This window comes from Flavobacterium proteolyticum (assembly GCF_015223105.1).
GTDB lineage: Bacteria > Bacteroidota > Bacteroidia > Flavobacteriales > Flavobacteriaceae > Flavobacterium > Flavobacterium proteolyticum.
Map to the genome: position 1 here is coordinate 110073 of NZ_JADFTZ010000003.1, position 18695 is coordinate 128767.

An 18695-nucleotide genomic window follows, 5' to 3' on the forward strand; every position below is an offset into this window, starting at 1 on the left:
GGTAGTTATTTCAAAAATGTGAAATTAAAATAACACTACAAAAATAAAGAATATAAATAAGAAATAACTTAATAACTACTTAAGTTTAGCTAAAGAAAAAATTAATGTAAATTTTGTTTTTTCGTTAATTTTACTCTCAACTGAAATTTTTATTTTTAATAAATCGCAAAGTCTTTTTACTATTGATAAACCTAAACCCGTACCTTTGATATCGGGATGATTGGTAACGTCGGAACGATAAAAAGAATTGAAAATTTTATTTAAATCTTGTTCTGAAATTCCAACCCCATTATCAGCAATAGTGAAAATTATATCTGTTGAAGTTTTCTCTAATTTTAATTCAATTTTCCCATTATCATTGGAATATTTAATTGCATTAGAAATCAGATTACTAAATATGATTGAAACTAAATAATTATCCGATTGAACATAAAAGTCTTCTGTAAAATCGGCAACAATTTTAATTTTCTTGTTTTCGGTTTTCTCTGAAAAACGAGTTAGGTTATCTAAAATTAAAGCATTTAAATAAATCGTTTCTTGTTTTACATTTTGCTTCTGATTTTCAAATCGTGCTAAAAGCAACAATTGATCTACCATATGATTTAATCGATCAACTTCTGAAATACAGAATAGAATTTTTTCTTCATATTCTTGTTGATTTCTAGGTTTTCTGATTAAAACTTCCATTGTTCCTTTGATAACGGCTAATGGTGTTCTTAATTCATGAGAAGCATCTGAAGTAAATTGTTTTTCACGATCAATGGCACTTTCTATTCGGTTTAACAAATTGTTTATGTTTTGAGATAAAACATACAATTCGTCTTTGTTTTGAGGCAATGGAATTCGAGTTTGTAAATTATCCTTAGTAATTTGACTTGAAGTATCAATGATTGTTCGAACAGGTTTAATACTTCTACCTGCAAAAAAACGAGCAATTAAAAACAATAATATTAGAATTAAAGGAAAAGTAATTAAAAGAATGTTCTTTAAAATTAAAACAATCTCAAAATCTTCTAGCGACATTGCAACTACTAAATAACCTACAACTTCTCCTTTATTGATAATTGCAGTTTGAATTTGTCGTAATGGAATATCATTTAATTTTGTATCAATAAATATGTTATTACTATCATTAAATAATTTTAGATTGGAATTTTTAAGATTTGGAGATTTGTCAATTACTTCTTTGTTGTTGTCATAAAATTGAACAAAAACAGGATTAACACTAATGGAATTGTGCTCTCTTGCTCTCCATTGGTCCACCTGAATTAAGTAAGTATCATTTGAATCGGTTGACACATCATCTAAATGTTTGAATAATTCTTCTTGAATTTCTTCATTAACATGTTTATTAACGCTGTATTTTACAATATTGTAAATGAATAAAAAAACAATTGCAATAAGAATAGAACCACTTACGATGTAGTTAAAAGCAATTCTATTTTTAAAGGAAAATGAAAACATAAATTAGCGTTCTATGGATTCAAAATTAGGCTCAATGTGAATTAAAACATGACCTAATTCAATTAGTTTTTCTCGTAAAGTATCTTTCAAATCGTGAGCAATATCATGACCTTCTTTGACAGAAATTGTTCCATCCACCATTACATGTAAATCTACGTGATATTTCATACCTGCTTTTCTAATAAAGCATTTTTCTATACAAATTACACCTGTAACAGTTTGTGAAATTTTTTTAATTTCATCTTCTAAATCGTGATATAAATGTTCATCCATTATTTCTCCTAAAGCAGGGCGAAAGATTTTATAACAATTGTAGAGAATGAAAACTGAAGCTAGTAAAGCCGCCCAATCGTCAGCAGATTCGTAGCCTTTTCCTAAAATTAAAGCAATTGAAATACCTACAAAAGCTGCAACTGAAGTAATTGCATCACTTCTATGATGCCAAGCATCGGCTTTTAAGGAACTACTTTTGGTTTCGATGCTTTTTTTCATTACAATTTGAAAAGATATTTCTTTCCATAAAATAATTGCTCCTAAAACAAAAAGTGTGAAAGGTTTCGGTAATTCGTGAGGTGTTCCAATATTGTTAATACTTTCGTAAGCAATAATTGTAGCTGAGATTATTAAAAAACCAACTACTAAAAATGTAATTAAAGGCTCAGCTCTTCCGTGACCATAAGGATGGTTTTCATCGGCTGGTTTATTCGAATATTTAATTCCGAAAAGTACTAAAAAAGAAGCGAAAATATCAGTTGTAGATTCAATTGCATCAGCAATCATAGCGTAAGAGTTACCAAAATAACCCGTTATTCCCTTTATTAATGCTAGTGCTGTATTTCCAACAATACTAAAATAAGTGGCTTTGATTGCTTTTTCTGTATTAGGCATGCTAAATTTCGTTTGCTATGTATCCTACTCCTCTAATTGTTTTAATTAATTCTTGATCTTTTGTAAGGTTTAATTTTTTTCGGATAGCGTTCATAAAAACATCTATAACTCCTGTATCATATTCAAAATGAATATCCCAAACATCTTCAATAATATTATTTCGAGTACAAACTTGACCTTTATTTTTAATTAAATATTCGAGTAGTTCAAATTCTCTTTGCGTCAAAGATACTTCTTTATTGTCTACAAAAACTTGAAATTTTGATTTATCAACTTTAATATTTCCTAAAGTTAAAACTTTTATTTCATCTTTTGAACGGAAGTGAATTTTAATTCGTTCCAACAATTCATCAAATGAAAAAGGTTTCTTTATATAATCATTTGCACCCGATTTTAAACCTTCAATAGTTTCTTGAACAGTATCTTTTGCGGTTAAAAAAATGATAGGTAGATTACTTTTTTCTAATCGTATGTTTTTACAAACTTCAATACCTTGCATTTTTGGTAACATCCAATCAAGTAAAACTAAATCAACTTGTAATTCTAATGCTTTTTTAAGCCCATTTTCTCCATCTGAGGCAGAAGAAATTGTATACCCTTCTTCTTCTAAACCTTGTCTTAAGAAGTCTACAATTCCTTTTTCATCTTCAACAATCAGAATGTGCATACTATTGGAGATTATTGTTCAACGAATTTAATACCAAACGTAATAATATTAGCATTTAAGCCGTCATTTCTATCGTAATGATTGAATCTTAAATCCATGCTTTTTAGTCCAAATTTCCAAATTTTAGCACTAGTTAAGATATCTGTATATCCTACACCAAACCCGTATTGACTAGCATTGAAAGTGGATAAATCGTAATCAGATGTATAATATTTTTCTGTTGATAAATGCGTTTCAAAAGGTGCAAAATATTTAGATGCATCTTGCGTATAATAACGATACATTGGAAAAACGGTAAATTTGTCTGTTAATTTAATTGGTAATTCAATACTCGCTGTATGTGAAGTAATTCCCCAATCATCCCAATAGTAACGATAATAAGTTCTTAAAGATAATCTTTCGTTAATATAGTAATTTAATCTACCTCCAAAAGGTAATTTAAAACGAGTTCCTGGCAAACGTTCAATATCATCAGCTAATTGATAAACTCCTCTATTTTGCGTAGTTTCATAAACTGGAATGTATTGTGCTTGTCCTATATAATAATTGGCTATGTCAGCAAAATATACTCTGTTATATGGCGAAGACAACATTCCTTGCTGTTGCAAAATATCAAAAAATACTGAAAACTGCATTTTCTTTGTAGCCACTTGTGAAAAACTCAATGAAAGAGAATAGGAATTTCTATTTGTTGAATTCCAAACTTTAAAATCACTAGGTAAATAACTTGTGGATGCATTTCCGTTTTGATCTAAAATAGTTACTCCATTGAAAAAGCCATTATTTTGAAAACCTAAACCATATTTTGCATATTCATGTAATTCAGTAGCATAAATAGGACGCCATTGATCTAAATAGACATTAGCCTTTGCACTAACTTCAGAATTTTTATTATTGAATAATTTACTCATTCCTCCACCAAAACCAATAGACGTATAATCATATTCGTTTGAAAAAGAAACATTTGTATTCCAAATAAAATTTCTATTGTCTGAACTGTGACTATAATTTACTACCGCACTTCCCAATACGTCTTGAGCAGAAGCTCCTGAAGATGCTTGCCAAGGTGTTCCATACGGACCTGTAACTGGAGCTCTGTCATCGTCATCGTCACCACCACCTCCAGATGCACCAGTAGCATTGAAAGGATTGATATTACTCGAAGAAGCTGATGTGTAAGCCGAAAGACCCATATCGACTGTCAATACATCGTCATCATTTAGCGGAATTGCCACAATAATGTTTGAAGCTAAATCGGTAAGTTTTTCTGAACCAATACCACCAGATACAGAAGAATGCACACCGTCTTGTTTATAATAACTAACCAAAAAGTCTACTTCAATTCCTTCCAAAACGCGTTTTTTATAAGCAACTTGGGTTGAATCGCTTTCTTGAGAAAAAGCGACGGCACTAACTAAAGTGAATAGAAAGATTATTTTATTTTTCATTTTAATATTTTCTTAATTACAACCACAACCACCACCTGTTTTACCTCCATTAGCACCAGAAGCTGCTTCGCGGTAAACTTGAAATGTTGTTTCATATCGTTCAGAGGTCCTAGCCGATAACTTCATATCTGGATCGTTAATGTATTGTTTATCGTATTCTTTAACTGAGTTACAAGAGGTAACTCCAACAAGAATTAACATAATTACTACAATTTTTTTCATCTTTATTGATATTTTTTAATGTCTATATTTTTAGAAACATGTATACCGCCTTTATCATCAACAATAATACATCCTACTCCTTTTAATTGATTTACTAAATCCAATCCTACTTCTACTCCCAATACAAAAATTCCAGTAGCTAAAGCATCTGCTAATTCCGTTTGTTTTGTAAAAACAGAAACACTTATAATACCAGTGGCAGGATAACCTGTTCGTGGATCAATTATATGCGAATAACGTTTTCCATTAAACGTAACATACTTCTCATAACTCCCTGAAGTTTCTACAGCACTATCATCTAATGGAAAGGTAGCAAAAACTTTATTTTTATTCATTGGATTTACAATTCCAACAGTCCATGGATTACCATTTGGTTGTTTACCCCAAGTATTAATATCACCAGAAACATTTACTAATCCAGAATTACATCCTTTTTCTTGTAAAAGAACTTTAATTTTATCTGCAATATAACCTTGCCCGATTCCACCTAGACCTAATTTCATTCCTTTGTTTTTTAAGAAAATGGTAGTATCGTTTGGATTAAGAATTATATTTTGATATCCAACTTTTTCAACTGATTTTTTTATTTCTTCTGGTGTTGGCATTTCTTTCATACTACCATCAAACTTCCAAATTCTATCCATTGAAGCATAACTAATGTCGAAAGCTCCAGATGTTAATTTTGAAATTTTAGTAGCTCTATCTACCAAATCATATACCTCTTTATCTACTTTTACTGGGGAAATTCCCGCGTTTTGATTTACTTTTGAAATTTGAGAAGTTGGAATCCAATCTGAAATTAAATTTTCAATTCGTTTTACTTCGGCAATAGCCAAATCTGAAAATAAATTTCCCTGAACTGAATCTTTTGCCACAACAGTAATTTCAAATGGACTTCCTAACAAACTTTGCTTTTTTTTAAAAATTTGTTGTCCAAACGAAAGAGATTGAGTTGCTAAAAGCAAAAGAATTAGTAGTTTTTTCATTTTTTCTCAAATGCGTGAATCATTTTTATGTATTCTTCAGGTGAAACGTTTTTAAAGCCCATTTTACCTAATACTTTTCCATTTTTATCCAAAATTACAACCAATGGAAAACTTCCTTCTAAATTAAACTTTTCAGCTAATTTTCTATTGTGATCCGTTTGATCTTTAGATAATTCATTTGCTTTTTTTCTTGGAAAATCAGCTCTTACAACAATCCATTCTTGTGCTGCTTCTTTTTTAAATGCATCGGATTGCCAAATATTTCTGTCTAATTTAATGCAAGGTGCACACCAATCAGAACCAGAAAAGACAATTATTATATTTTTATTTTGTTCTGCAGCTAATTTTTTAGCTTCTTCAAAATTGTAATTCCAATCTTGTGAAAATCCTAATGATGTAACAAAAAGGATAATACCTAGAAATAGTTTTTTCATCTTTTGTAAATATTTTTATATGTAACATTTTGATATTCAAAAACCCTACCAATTATTATACAAATTAACTTCATTAAATTCAAATAATTGTATTACAAATGCTACATTAAGTAAAAATTAAGTTTAATTAAGTTTATTATTCAAATATAAGTAATCAGCTGTTTGATACCAAGAAATAGTTTCATTTAGTTCAAATTTATTAACAGGAATTACCTTTAATTTATTTGATGTTTCATTCCAATTATAATGTGTATTTGTTTTTTTGTTAGATAATATGGTTATAATTTTATCTTTTTGTAAAGCTAATTTTAAATAAGTCCCCATTAAAGCTCTTTCTTGATATTTTTTTGACAACACGTCTGTACCAAAGAAATTAGAAGTATAACTCCAATGCAATTGTCCAAATAAAGTTGGAAAAATATCTATTTGGCTACATAATTTAGTCACTTTTTGAGGTTGAATTAAATTTTCACCATAAATAATTGCAGGGATGTGATAATTTGCAACATCTATTTCATCTTTTCCAGCGCTACTAGCACAATGATCGGCAACAAACACAAAAATAGTATTCTTAAACCAAGGTTTATTCTTTGCTTTTTTAAACATTTGTTGCAGTGCGTAATCAGAATATTTAACGGCACCACTTCTACTTTTTCCAGAAGGAATGTCTATTTTATTATCTGGATAAGTATAAGGTCTGTGATTAGAAGTCGTCATGACAAAATTTAAAAAAGGCTTCTTTTTTTGATGATATTCGTCTGCAACCTTAATCATTTTATTATAAATATCTTCATCACAAATTCCCCAAGCATTTTCAAATGTAACTTCGCTATCATCAATGTTGTGTCTTGTTGTTTTTATTTTATCACTTAAAACACTACCCCTACCTCTATCATAAATATCAAAACCATTTCCTCCATAAAAAGCATTCATATTATCAAAATAGCCGTCGCCTCCATAAAAGAAATTACATTGGTAATTTTTACTTTTAAATACATTTGAAATTGTATATAAGTTTGAATTATTTGGTCGTTTCACAATACTCTGTCCAGGTGTTGGTGGAATAGACAAGGTTACTGCCTCCATTCCCCTAACAGTTCTGTTTCCTGTAGCTTGTAAATTTTTAAAGAATAAACTTTTATTAGCAATACTATCTAAAAACGGAGTAATTTTTTTTTCATTTCCAAATTCTGCCATAAAACTTGCACTCATACTTTCAATAAGAATAAATACTACATTTGGTTTTGTATTTACTTCTAAACTATCCGTTATTTTGCGTTTTATAGAATAATCATTTGAAAGAAATTTGACATTATCATCTTTTAAATTATTTCGTATTAATTGAAATGCTTCTTCGTCTGAAATAGAATTATAAAAAGTTTTAAAATCTAATTTGTTATTTCGTAACTCAGCAAAAAATGAGTAAATACCTGTCTTTGAAATTTCGTTATTGTATCGATTCTTAGACCATTCAGCATTTGAATTAGAAACAAAAAATACGTAGATTAACATTACAGTTAAAGAAATTACAAATGGTAAAATTCTGCTTTTAAATGAAATTTTATTTGTAAATGTGTCATTAAAAAAATCATTTTTAGCAAAATAAAAATATATAACTCCAGTAATAATTAACATAGACGGAATTAATATATACAACGGATAAGATTCGTGAATATTTTGAACTACTTCAAAAGTATAAATTAAATAATCTACCGCTACAAAATTGAAACGACATTTAAATTCTTCCCAAAAAGTTATCTCAGCAAAAAATGTAAACACAAAGATTAATAAGGTTAATAAAAAACCAAGATATATAAAGATTTTATCAACTTTACTTCCTATAAATCTCTTTGGAATTAATAAAATATAAAATGTGCTTATTACAAATAAAAAAGAGAGCACACCAACATCAAATAATAATCCTAAAGACAATATTTTAAGCAGATTGAACACTGTAATTTCAATTTCATCTAACTGCCAAAACAAAAAAACAATTCTTAATAAAAAAGAAAACAATATGAACCATGCTGAAAAGCCTAATAGCAATGAATATCGTTTAGAAATATTATTTATAGATTCCATGTAACTCAAATTTTTATCAAAATTGAGTTTTAAATAAAACGAATTGCTTAAGGCTGGCTTAAATATAAATTAAGATTTACTTAATTTACAACAAACCATTGTATTTACGAGTAAACCATTCGGTAGCAAGCGCTAAAACAACCATAATTAGTAACCAAATCCAATCAATAAGAGGTGATTTCTTGATGATTTCTTTTTGAGTTGGAATGTAATTATCGTTATCAATTAAGTTTTTAATTAAATCATCAACTTGATTTGGATAATACACTTTTCCATTCGTATTTGTTGCCAATTGCTCCAATCTATTTTTATCTGGATTTACGAATTGTTTCTCGATTTCAAAATCTAACACTTCAAAAGATGCTGAAAAGCTAGTATTTGATTGTTTTTCAGTTACTTTAAAACTGTGATTACCTGCTTCCAATCCATCTAAATTTACTTTGTAGGAATTGGTTGCTTTAAGTAGATCGTATTTTTTTGTGGCTTTAGTTTTTGAATTTACAACCTGAATAGTAAGTTGTGCTTTATCATCAAACTCATAATTCTTGTTGAAATATTCAGCAGTAATTTCAATACTTTCTCCTGAATTGTAGAAACTTTCATAAGTAACATTCAAATTCTTTTTAGAAGCATTGGAAACTAAAAACTGAATAATTTTATCGGTAAACAAGTCAAAATCTTCAAATGATTTTTTATTTAAGTGATTTTCCAAACGCCATTTCCAAATATTTTCTCCAATCAAATACGCTTTTCTTTTACTTCCGTTTTCGGTAAATGTCAAAATCGGATTCTGAACCGGAACATTTCTTACTCTTGCAGATAGCAACGTATTTACATTATTTTTAGCAGCAACAACTCCAAAATTATGTTCTAATGGAGGAAAATTTTCAAATCCAATATTCGTTTGAGCAAACAAATTAAAATCGGATTCATAAGTAGCTAAATAATCTTCTTTTGGTGCCGACATTTTAAATAATAAATCATCTTGCATTTGATTTAAAAAACCAAAATCTGTTGCAGTTCCAGATATAATAAAAGTATTGATTTGGGCTGCTTTATTTTGCTCAAATATAGACTTGAAAGTTGTATTAGGTTGATACAAAATTAAAACATTATAATTTTGTAATGATTTGATTTCATTTGGCTTAACAATAGTTAATTTACGTTGTTGATTAACTTCAATACTTCTTTTTAAAGCACCTAAATCAGGATGATTAATGGCAGAAATTAAAGCAATTTCACTTCGTTGATCGATTACTTCAACGGCAAAATTCTTAGCATTATTAGAGGTATTTTTTTCTTTTATATTAGATGAAATTACCGCTTTATATTTGGCAATTCCAACTTTATCAGCATTTAATAAAACGATAACCGATTGGGCTTTTTTGTCTTTTGAAAAAGTAAGTGTTTGCTTGTGAACTGTTTGATTTCCTGATTGGATTGAAAAAATAGATGTAATGGTTTCATTGCCATTGTATTGTAAAAATACTTCAACTGGAAATTTATTCTTTAAAAAAGCGTATTTATTAACGTTGATTTGGTTAATTTTCAAATCTAAAACCGTAGTAGTATCGCCTAAAACGACTGGAAAAACACTTGTATTCTCTTGAAAACTGAATACATAATCATTTCCCATGGTTTGATTTCCGTCGGTAAATAAAACTACAGGATAATTTGTATTTCGGTACAATTGCTTTAAATTCTTAGCTACACCATCAATATGTGATTGATTTCCTTGAAAATCAAGTTGTTCTAGTGATTTAAATTCGTTATCAAACGAAAATAATTGTACGTCATATTTTTCGTTAATAGCTTTATTTTTTGCAATATTAAGATATAATTCCGAAGCTTCTTTCGTTGCTTTTAATTCGGAAATGGATTTGGAATTATCTACAACTATGGGTAAAGGTGTTTTCTTAATTTCAGTAATTTTTCGACTAATAATTGGATTAATTAGCAATAAAAATATCGAAAACAAACTTATAAAACGTAAAAAAGCCAAAAACCAATACAATTTTGACTGGTTTTTGACTTTATACAAATATTGATAAAACGACAATCCAGCAGCAATAATTACTGATAATAGGAGAAGTAAAATTGTGCTTGTTGTCATTTATAGTTTAACCACTAAGTTAGCATTCCACCATCAACATTAATAACTTGTCCTGTAACATAAGCACTCATATCTGATGCTAAGAAAACACAAACATTAGCTACATCTTCTGGAGTTCCACCTCTTTTTAATGGAATAGCTTCTCTCCATCCTTTTACTACATCTTCGTTTAATTTAGCTGTCATTTCAGTTTCGATGAAACCAGGAGCGATTGCGTTGCAACGAATGTTTCTTGAACCTAATTCTAATGCAATAGATTTTGTAAATCCGTTCATACCTGCTTTAGAAGCTGCATAGTTTGCTTGACCAGCATTACCTTTTACTCCTACTACACTACTCATATTTACGATAGAACCTTTGCGGTTTTTCAACATGATTTTTTGAACTGCTTTTGTCATATTGAAAACCGATTTCAAGTTGATTTCAATTACTTTATCAAAATCTTCTTCTGACATACGCATTAATAAGTTATCTTTAGTAACTCCTGCATTATTTATTAATACATCAATTGTACCGAATTCAGCAATAACGTCATCTACTAATTTTTGTGCCTCGTTAAAATCTGCTGCGTTTGATTTGTATCCTTTTGCTTTAATTCCTAAAGCGTTTAATTCATTTTCTAATGCCAAAGCTGATTCTACAGACGAGCTATAAGTAAATGCCACATTAGCACCTTGTTCTGCGAAAACTTTTGCTATACCGCTACCAATTCCACGGCTTGCACCAGTAATAATGGCAACTTTTCCTTCTAATAATTTCATGGTAAATATTCGTGTTAGTTTGTTTAATAATAAAGTTCAAATATAGGAATATTTTAAAGTATAAAAAAAGGATGTTTTTTTAATTAAACCTTTTTTATTAAATGATGTCTTACAAATATAATCCTAAAACTAACCATTATGAAAAACCAATTTATTTTAGGTCTTTTTGCAATTTGTGGATTGACTTCGTGTAGCAATAATTCGGATGACAATTATGAAGAAATTCCTTCTTATCCCTATGTAGAGGCTGAATTTGGTTCTTCAGTCGATTTAAATAATTTAGCAAATTATGCGAATCAACAAGTTCCTTCCTATATTATCAAAAATAATTCCCAAGGAAATGTCATTACTGATAAAGGAGCAACATTAGGTAGAGTTTTATTTTACGATAAAAATCTTTCTTCAAACAATACAATTTCTTGTGCAAGTTGTCACAAACAAGAATTTGCATTTAGTGATACCAATGTAGCTAGCACAGGAGTTAATGGAACAACAGGCAGACATTCCATGCGTTTGATAAATTCTAGATTTGCAACTGAAACTAAATTCTTTTGGAACGAAAGAGCTATCAATCTAGAAACACAAACTACAATGCCAATTAAAGACCATGGTGAAATGGGTTTTAGTGGTGAAAATGGCGATTTATCTTTTGATGATTTAATTACCAAATTAAGTGCAATTGGTTATTACAAAGAGCTCTTTAAATTTGTTTATGGTACCGAAGAAATAACAGAAGCTAAAATTCAAATTGCTTTAGCGCAATTTATCAGAAGTATTCAATCATTTGATTCTAAATATGATGCAGGAAGAGCTTTAGCGGCTAATGATGGGCAACCTTTCTCTAATTTTACAGCACAAGAAAATCAAGGTAAAAATTTATTTTTATCACCACCTGTTTTTAATACTAGTGGAGTAAGAACTTCAGGTGGATTAGGTTGTGCGGGTTGTCATAGAGCACCAGAGTTTGATATTGATCCGAATACTTTAAATAATGGAATTATTGGAACGATTGCAGGAACAGGAATTGATACTGGAAATACAAGAGCTCCTTCCTTACGTGATTTAGTTAGAACCGATGGAACTACTAATGGTCCAATGATGCATACTGGTGTTATAACTACTTTGCAAGCCGCAATTGGGCATTATGGAACTATTAATATTGCTCCAGGAAATAACAATTTAGATCCACGATTAACTCCTGGTGGTATTGGACAACAATTAAATTTAACAGCTCCAGAAGTTAATGCGGTAATCGCATTTTTAAGAACACTTTCTGGAACGGATGTTTATACAAATACTAAATGGTCGAATCCATTTAATTAAAAAGAATACAAAACAAAAAATCCCGCAAATAACGGGATTTTTTTTATATCTAAAAGTTATAAGATTAACCTAAAACTTCTTTTACTTTTTTACCAATTTCAGCTGGAGAATCTACCACGTGAATTCCGTTTTCTCTCATGATGCGTTTTTTAGCTTCTGCTGTATCATCAGCACCACCAACGATTGCACCTGCGTGACCCATTGTTCTTCCTTTTGGAGCAGTTTCACCTGCGATGAATCCAACAACTGGTTTACGGTTTCCGTCAGCTTTAATCCAACGAGCAGCATCTGCTTCTAATTGTCCACCGATTTCACCAATCATGATGATGATTTCAGTTTCTGGGTCGTTCATTAATAATTCAACAGCTTCTTTAGTAGTAGTTCCAATGATTGGGTCACCACCAATTCCGATAGCTGTAGTAATTCCTAAACCTTGTTTTACAACTTGGTCAGCAGCTTCATAAGTTAAAGTACCAGATTTAGATACGATACCAACTGTTCCTTTTTTGAAAACGAAACCTGGCATAATACCAACTTTAGCCTCTTCTGGAGTAATTACACCTGGACAGTTAGGACCAACTAAACGGCAATCTTTTCCTTTGATATAATCATAAGCTTTAATCATATCTGCTACCGGAATACCTTCAGTAATACAAATAATTACTTTGATACCCGCTTCAGCAGCTTCCATAATTGCATCAGCAGCAAATGCTGGCGGAACGAAAATAATTGAAGTGTCAGCTCCTGCTTTTTCAACAGCATCTTTCACTGTGTTAAATACGGGTCTGTCTAAATGTGTTGAACCACCTTTTCCTGGAGTTACACCACCTACAACATTTGTTCCGTACTCAATCATTTGAGAAGCGTGGAAAGTTCCTTCGCTACCTGTAAATCCTTGTACAATTATTTTTGAATTTTTATTTACTAAAACGCTCATGATATATGAATTAAATTGTGTTTAAATTTGTGATGCAAAAGTAAGTTTTTTACCAAATAATCACGTAATTTTTATTGTATTTTTTTAATTAGGTTTGCTAATTTGATATCCTTTTTTGATTTTATCTGCTTCAAATTCCCAAATAACTACCACTTTTGCAATAAGAACAAACTCTTTCGGGTTTTCGATAGTAGTTACTTTATGGTTATATTTCACCACGATTTGATTATCATCTTCTATAAAGTGAGAAATTTCCATGAAAGAATCCACGTAATTTTGTTTTAATTCTTTAGCCAAGTCAATAATATCCGCTTTATTCATGTTAACATTTCCATGCGAACTGTCCCAATCTAAAATAAAATCATCGTGCAAAAGTTCGTTTAAAAAAACGTCATTTCGCATACCATCTTCTTTATACAAAAATTCGATTTTCGCTCTATTTGTCATTTTGTTTTAATTTTTCAATGATTTCTGGAATTCGTTTTACGTTGGCTAATTGCTTCAATTTCTCACGCGATTCTTCAATTGGAGTACCAAAATAAGTTTTCCCACCTTCAATGGATTTGGTAACACCAGTTTGTCCCATTACCACAGCTTTTGAACCAATAGTAATTCCACTTGTTGTACCAACTTGTCCCCAAAGCGTTACTTCGTCTTCAATAACCACACAACCTGCAATTCCAGTTTGTGAAGCAATTAAACATTTTTTTCCAATAACCGTATCGTGACCCACATGCACTTGATTGTCAATTTTAGTTCCAGCTCCGATAGTGGTGTCGCCTGTAACTCCTTTGTCAATCGTACATAAAGCTCCGATTCCAACATTATCTTCAATCACTACTCGCCCACCTGATAATAATTGGTCGAAACCTTCTGGACGTTTTTTGTAATAGAAAGCATCTGCACCAAGAATAGTTCCGGCGTGAATCATTACGTTATCACCAATTACGGTGTTATCGTAAATCGTAACATTGGCATGAATCAAACAATTTTTACCAATTTGAACATTATGTCCGATAAAACAATTCGGTTGAATAATTGTTCCTTCTCCGATTTTAGCCGAATCTGAAATCGCAGCATTCGAAGCTTGAAAAGGTCTGAAATGTCTCGTAAGTTTATTGAAATCTCTAAAAGGATCATCAGAAATCAATAACGCTTTTCCTTCTGGACATTCCACTTCTTTGTTAATTAAAACAATAGTAGCTGCCGATTGAAGTGCTTTGTCATAATATTTTGGATGATCTACGAATACGATGTCACCAGGCTCCACCACATGAATTTCATTCATACCGTGAACTGGAAAATCGGCATCACCTACAAAATCACAATTGATAATTTGGGCAATTTCTTTTAGAGGATAAACTTTTGGAAATTTCATTTAATAGGGATTAGTGGATAGTAATTAATGATTAAGTAAAACACAAAAGAGTAATTAGTTGCTTGGTTATTAACTAATTACTCTTCACTTTTACTTTCAATTATTCTTTTACTCTTTCCATGTAGTTTCCGGTTGCTGTATCAATTTTGATTTTATCACCTTCATTGATAAACAACGGAACGTTTACAGTAGCTCCTGTTTCAACAGTTGCTGGTTTTGTAGCATTTGTAGCTGTATTTCCTTTAACTCCTGGCTCAGCATAAGTCACTTCTAAAACGATAGAAGCTGGCATATCTACTGATAAAGGTGCTTCTGTTTCAGCGTTAATTTGAATCATTACGTTTGTTCCTTCTTTTAATAAATCTGGAGCATCTAATACTTTTTTATCTAATGTAATTTGTTCAAATGATTCGTTATTCATGAAGTGAAATTGATCTCCTTCAGCATATAAATATTGGAATGTATGTGTTTCAACACGTACTTCATCAATTTTGTGTCCAGCAGAAAATGTGTTATCTAATACTTTTCCGTTTGTTAACGATTTTAATTTTGTTCTTACGAAAGCTGGTCCTTTACCTGGTTTTACGTGAAGAAATTCGATAATTTTATAAATATCGTTATTGTATTTGATACATAATCCGTTTCTAATATCTGATGTACTTGCCATTTTGTTTTTATTTGATGTTTATTGATTTATTCTTTTTAAAATTTAAAATTACAATGAGCTAGTGTAACCTTTCATGATTCCACGAGAAGAGTTTCTAATGAAATCTAAAATTTCATCACGTTCAGTTGTAGCTTCCATTTCAGCTTCAATGATACTTACTGCTTGTGAAGTATTGTAATTTTTTTGGTATAAAATTCGGTAAATATCCTGTATTTCTCTGATTTTTTCAGTTGAGAAACCTCTTCTTCTTAATCCTACAGAATTGATTCCCACATAAGACAAAGGTTCTTTTGCCGCTTTTGTGAATGGAGGAACGTCTTTTCTTACTAATGAACCACCAGAAATCATAGCGTGATCACCAATTGAAATAAACTGATGAACAGCTGCTAAACCTCCAATAATTGCAAAATTACCCACCGTTACGTGTCCTGCTAAAGCAACACCATTTACGATAATAGCATTATCTCCAATGTGACAATCGTGTGCAATGTGAGCCGTAGCCATAATCAAACAATTTTTTCCAATTTTTGTTTGACCAGAAGCTACTGTTCCTCTATTGATAGTAACACATTCTCTAATTGTAGTATTGTCTCCAATCACGGCTAACGATTCTTCTCCACCAAATTTTAAATCTTGAGGAACCGCTGAAATTACAGCACCAGGAAAAATATTACAATTCTTACCGATACGAGCACCTTCCATGATGGTAACGTTTGAACCAATCCAAGTTCCCTCACCTATTTCAACATTGTTATGAATAGTAGTAAAAGGGTCAATTACTACATTTCTTGCTATTTTAGCACCTGGGTGCACATAAGCTAATGGTTGATTCATATATCTTTATTTTACTTTAACAATTTGTGCCATTAATTCGGCTTCTGAAACTAATTTACCATTCGCATACGCATACGCTTGCATGTGACAAATTCCTCTTCTAATAGGAGAAATTAAATCACATTTAAAGAATAAGGTATCACCTGGTAAAACTTTATTTTTGAACTTAACATTATCAATTTTCATGAAATATGTTAAGTAATTTTCTGGATCTGGAACGGTACTTAAAATTAAGATTCCTCCTGTTTGTGCCATAGCTTCAATTTGTAAAACTCCAGGCATTACTGGTGCTCCAGGAAAATGTCCAACGAAGAAATCTTCATTCATTGTAACATTTTTTAAACCTACTACGTGCGTTTCTGATAGTTCTAAAATTTTATCAACCAATAAGAATGGAGGTCTGTGTGGTAATAAATCCATAATACCATGAATATCCATTACAGGCTCTTTGTTAATATCATAACTAGGAACATTGTTGCGCTCTTCTAATTTAATTATTTTAGCAATTTTCTTGGCAAACTGTGTGTTTACATAGTGACCAGGTTTATTTGCTATAATTTTACCTTGAATGCGAGTACCTATTAAAGATAAATCTCCTATAATATCTAACAATTTATGTCTTGCCGCTTCATTTGGATAATGTAACGTCAGATTATCTAAAATTCCATTTTCTTTAACTGAAATAGAATCTTTGTTAAAAGCTTTTTTAAGATTTTCCATTGTTTCTGCTGAAATTTCTTTATCAACATAAACAATAGCGTTATTCAAATCACCACCTTTTATTAAACCATTATTTAAAAGTGATTCCAATTCATGTAAAAAACTGAATGTTCTACAGTTTGCAATTTCTTTTTTAAATTCTTTAATTCCCTTCATTGTAGCATTTTGAGTTCCTAAAACTTTAGTACCAAAATCTACCATTGCAGTAACACAATATTCATCAGAAGGAATTACAGTAATTTCACTTCCTGTAGTTTCATCTAAATAAGAAATCACCTCTTTTACAACATATACTTTTCGCTCAGCTTCTTGTTCAACAATTCCAACTTTCTCTATAGCTTCAACAAAATATTTAGAAGAACCATCCATAATAGGAAGTTCAGAGGCATTTAATTCTATAATAACATTATCTAAATCGCAACCTACAAGCGCCGCTAAAACGTGCTCTGGAGTTTGAATCATTACTCCTAATTTCTCTAAATTAGTGCCTCGTTGCGTATTTACAACATAATTTGCATCAGCTTCAATAATTGGTTGTCCTTCCAAATCTACACGTACAAATGTAAATCCGTTGTTTATAGGAGCTGGTTTAAAAGTCATTGTAACTTCTTGACCTGTATGTAAACCTACACCTTTTAATGATATTTCTGCAGCAATTGTTGTTTGCTTCGCCATGATAAAAATTTTAAATTATTTAATTTTATTTTTTAATTCTTCTATTTCTGTAACAATCTTAGGTAAATTTCTAAAATGTACAAATGATTTTGCGAAATCTCCATAATTAAATGCCGGGCTTCCTTGAACTACTTCTCCAGCTTCTAGATTTTTACCAATTCCTGATTGCGCTTGAATTTTAACACCATCACCAATCACCAGATGTCCAGCAAAACCTACTTGACCACCAATTAAACAGTTTTTACCTATTTTGGTTGTTCCTGCAATTCCGGTTTGTGCTGCTATTACGGTGTTTTCACCAATTTCAACATTGTGAGCAACTTGAATGTGATTATCTAATTTTACTCCTTTTCTGATGATAGTTGAACCTAAAGTAGCTCTGTCAACTGTTGTACATGCGCCAATTTCAACATCATCTTCAATAATTACATTCCCAATTTGAGGTACTTTGGCATACGTTCCATCTTCTTGTGGTGCAAAACCAAATCCGTCCGAACCAATAATTGTTCCAGAATGAATGGTACAACGATTTCCAATAACCGTTTCCGAATAAATTCGAACACCAGCAAAGAAAACACAATCATCACCAATGGTTACGTTGTCTCCAATGAAACTATTTGGATAAATTTTTACATTATTTCCAATTGTTACATTTTTTCCTATGTAACAAAAACTTCCTAAATACAAATCAGAACCATAAGTAACACCATCCGAAATAACTGAAGGTTGCTCAATTCCTGATTTCATCAATTTTACTTGATTGTAGTATTCTAACAACTTTGAAAATGATTTATAAGCATCTTCAACCTTAATTAAAGTCGTTGTAATTTCTTGCTCTGGTTCAAAAGTGCTGTTAACAATCGTAACAGTTGCCTTTGTAGAATAAATATAATTGGTGTATTTAGGATTCGCCAAAAACGTCAATGAGCCTTCGGTTCCTTCCTCTATTTTAGACAATTTAAAAACTTCAGCCTCTGGATTACCCACTACTTCACCTTCTAAAATGCCTGCTATTTGCGCTGCTGTAAACTTCATTTAAAAATTTTATTACTATCTAATTAGATAGATTTTGGGGATATAAAAATACGCATTTTCA

The 18695-nt window shown here is 30.7% G+C and carries 18 protein-coding genes; 1 reads left to right on the plus strand and 17 read right to left on the minus strand.

The features are described 5' to 3' along the window. Positions 1-75: 75 nt before the first annotated feature. The 10 genes from IM755_RS08105 to fabG form a co-directional block, all read right to left on the minus strand. Entirely contained in the window at positions 76-1464 is a 1389-nt protein-coding gene (locus IM755_RS08105; RefSeq protein ID WP_194095595.1) for a sensor histidine kinase, read from the minus strand. A gap of 3 nt (positions 1465-1467) precedes the next feature. Continuing rightward, positions 1468-2352 (minus strand): cation diffusion facilitator family transporter, encoded by an 885-nt coding sequence (locus IM755_RS08110; RefSeq protein ID WP_194095597.1) that lies wholly within the window; start codon positions 2350-2352, stop codon positions 1468-1470. Between the two features lies 1 nt (position 2353). Continuing rightward, positions 2354-3019, minus strand: coding sequence for a response regulator transcription factor (locus tag IM755_RS08115; protein WP_194095599.1), 666 nt, complete (start codon positions 3017-3019; stop codon positions 2354-2356). An 11-nt stretch (positions 3020-3030) separates the two neighbouring features. After that, positions 3031-4467: a DUF3570 domain-containing protein gene (locus tag IM755_RS08120; protein WP_194095602.1), complete on the minus strand. Its 1437-nt coding sequence runs from the start codon at positions 4465-4467 to the stop codon at positions 3031-3033. Between the two features lie 12 nt (positions 4468-4479). Continuing rightward, complete coding sequence (locus IM755_RS08125; RefSeq protein WP_194095603.1) at positions 4480-4689, minus strand: DUF4266 domain-containing protein; 210 nt, start codon at positions 4687-4689, stop codon at positions 4480-4482. Positions 4690-4691: 2 nt separating this feature from the next. Further along, positions 4692-5675, minus strand: coding sequence for an FAD:protein FMN transferase (locus IM755_RS08130; protein ID WP_194095605.1), 984 nt, complete (start codon positions 5673-5675; stop codon positions 4692-4694). Then, entirely contained in the window at positions 5672-6109 is a 438-nt protein-coding gene (locus IM755_RS08135) for a thioredoxin family protein (protein WP_194095608.1), read from the minus strand. The genes IM755_RS08130 and IM755_RS08135 overlap by 4 nt, the downstream gene beginning before the upstream one ends. Positions 6110-6232: 123 nt before the next feature. After that, positions 6233-8191, minus strand: coding sequence for an LTA synthase family protein (locus IM755_RS08140; RefSeq protein WP_194095610.1), 1959 nt, complete (start codon positions 8189-8191; stop codon positions 6233-6235). 85 nt (positions 8192-8276) lie between these two features. Beyond that, complete coding sequence (locus tag IM755_RS08145; RefSeq protein WP_194095612.1) at positions 8277-10304, minus strand: hypothetical protein; 2028 nt, start codon at positions 10302-10304, stop codon at positions 8277-8279. 14 nt (positions 10305-10318) lie between these two features. After that, a complete protein-coding gene (fabG, locus tag IM755_RS08150; RefSeq protein WP_194095614.1) occupies positions 10319-11065 on the minus strand; it encodes a 3-oxoacyl-[acyl-carrier-protein] reductase in 747 nt (248 codons plus the stop codon). A 138-nt stretch (positions 11066-11203) separates the two neighbouring features. Between fabG and IM755_RS08155 the strand changes: the two genes are divergently transcribed. Further along, the gene (locus IM755_RS08155; RefSeq protein ID WP_194095616.1) at positions 11204-12388 is read left to right on the plus strand and encodes a cytochrome-c peroxidase; all 1185 of its coding nucleotides are present in this window, start codon (positions 11204-11206) and stop codon (positions 12386-12388) included. 64 nt (positions 12389-12452) lie between these two features. Here the strand turns inward: IM755_RS08155 and sucD are convergent, their stop codons facing one another. From sucD to lpxD, 7 genes are all read right to left on the minus strand, one after another. Then, the gene (sucD, locus tag IM755_RS08160; RefSeq protein WP_026725823.1) at positions 12453-13325 is read right to left on the minus strand and encodes a succinate--CoA ligase subunit alpha; all 873 of its coding nucleotides are present in this window, start codon (positions 13323-13325) and stop codon (positions 12453-12455) included. Positions 13326-13409: 84 nt separating this feature from the next. After that, positions 13410-13772: a nuclear transport factor 2 family protein gene (locus tag IM755_RS08165; RefSeq protein ID WP_194095618.1), complete on the minus strand. Its 363-nt coding sequence runs from the start codon at positions 13770-13772 to the stop codon at positions 13410-13412. Beyond that, positions 13762-14703, minus strand: coding sequence for a UDP-3-O-(3-hydroxymyristoyl)glucosamine N-acyltransferase (locus IM755_RS08170; RefSeq protein ID WP_194095621.1), 942 nt, complete (start codon positions 14701-14703; stop codon positions 13762-13764). The genes IM755_RS08165 and IM755_RS08170 overlap by 11 nt, the downstream gene beginning before the upstream one ends. Positions 14704-14803: 100 nt before the next feature. Next, positions 14804-15370: an elongation factor P gene (gene efp / locus IM755_RS08175; protein ID WP_026725820.1), complete on the minus strand. Its 567-nt coding sequence runs from the start codon at positions 15368-15370 to the stop codon at positions 14804-14806. Positions 15371-15418: 48 nt separating this feature from the next. After that, positions 15419-16204, minus strand: a complete 786-nt coding sequence (gene lpxA / locus IM755_RS08180) for an acyl-ACP--UDP-N-acetylglucosamine O-acyltransferase (RefSeq protein ID WP_194095623.1) — start codon at positions 16202-16204, stop codon at positions 15419-15421. Positions 16205-16210: 6 nt separating this feature from the next. Then, complete coding sequence (locus IM755_RS08185; RefSeq protein ID WP_194095626.1) at positions 16211-17599, minus strand: bifunctional UDP-3-O-[3-hydroxymyristoyl] N-acetylglucosamine deacetylase/3-hydroxyacyl-ACP dehydratase; 1389 nt, start codon at positions 17597-17599, stop codon at positions 16211-16213. 15 nt (positions 17600-17614) lie between these two features. Continuing rightward, entirely contained in the window at positions 17615-18634 is a 1020-nt protein-coding gene (gene lpxD / locus IM755_RS08190) for a UDP-3-O-(3-hydroxymyristoyl)glucosamine N-acyltransferase (RefSeq protein ID WP_194095628.1), read from the minus strand. Between the last annotated feature and the right edge of the window lie 61 nt (positions 18635-18695).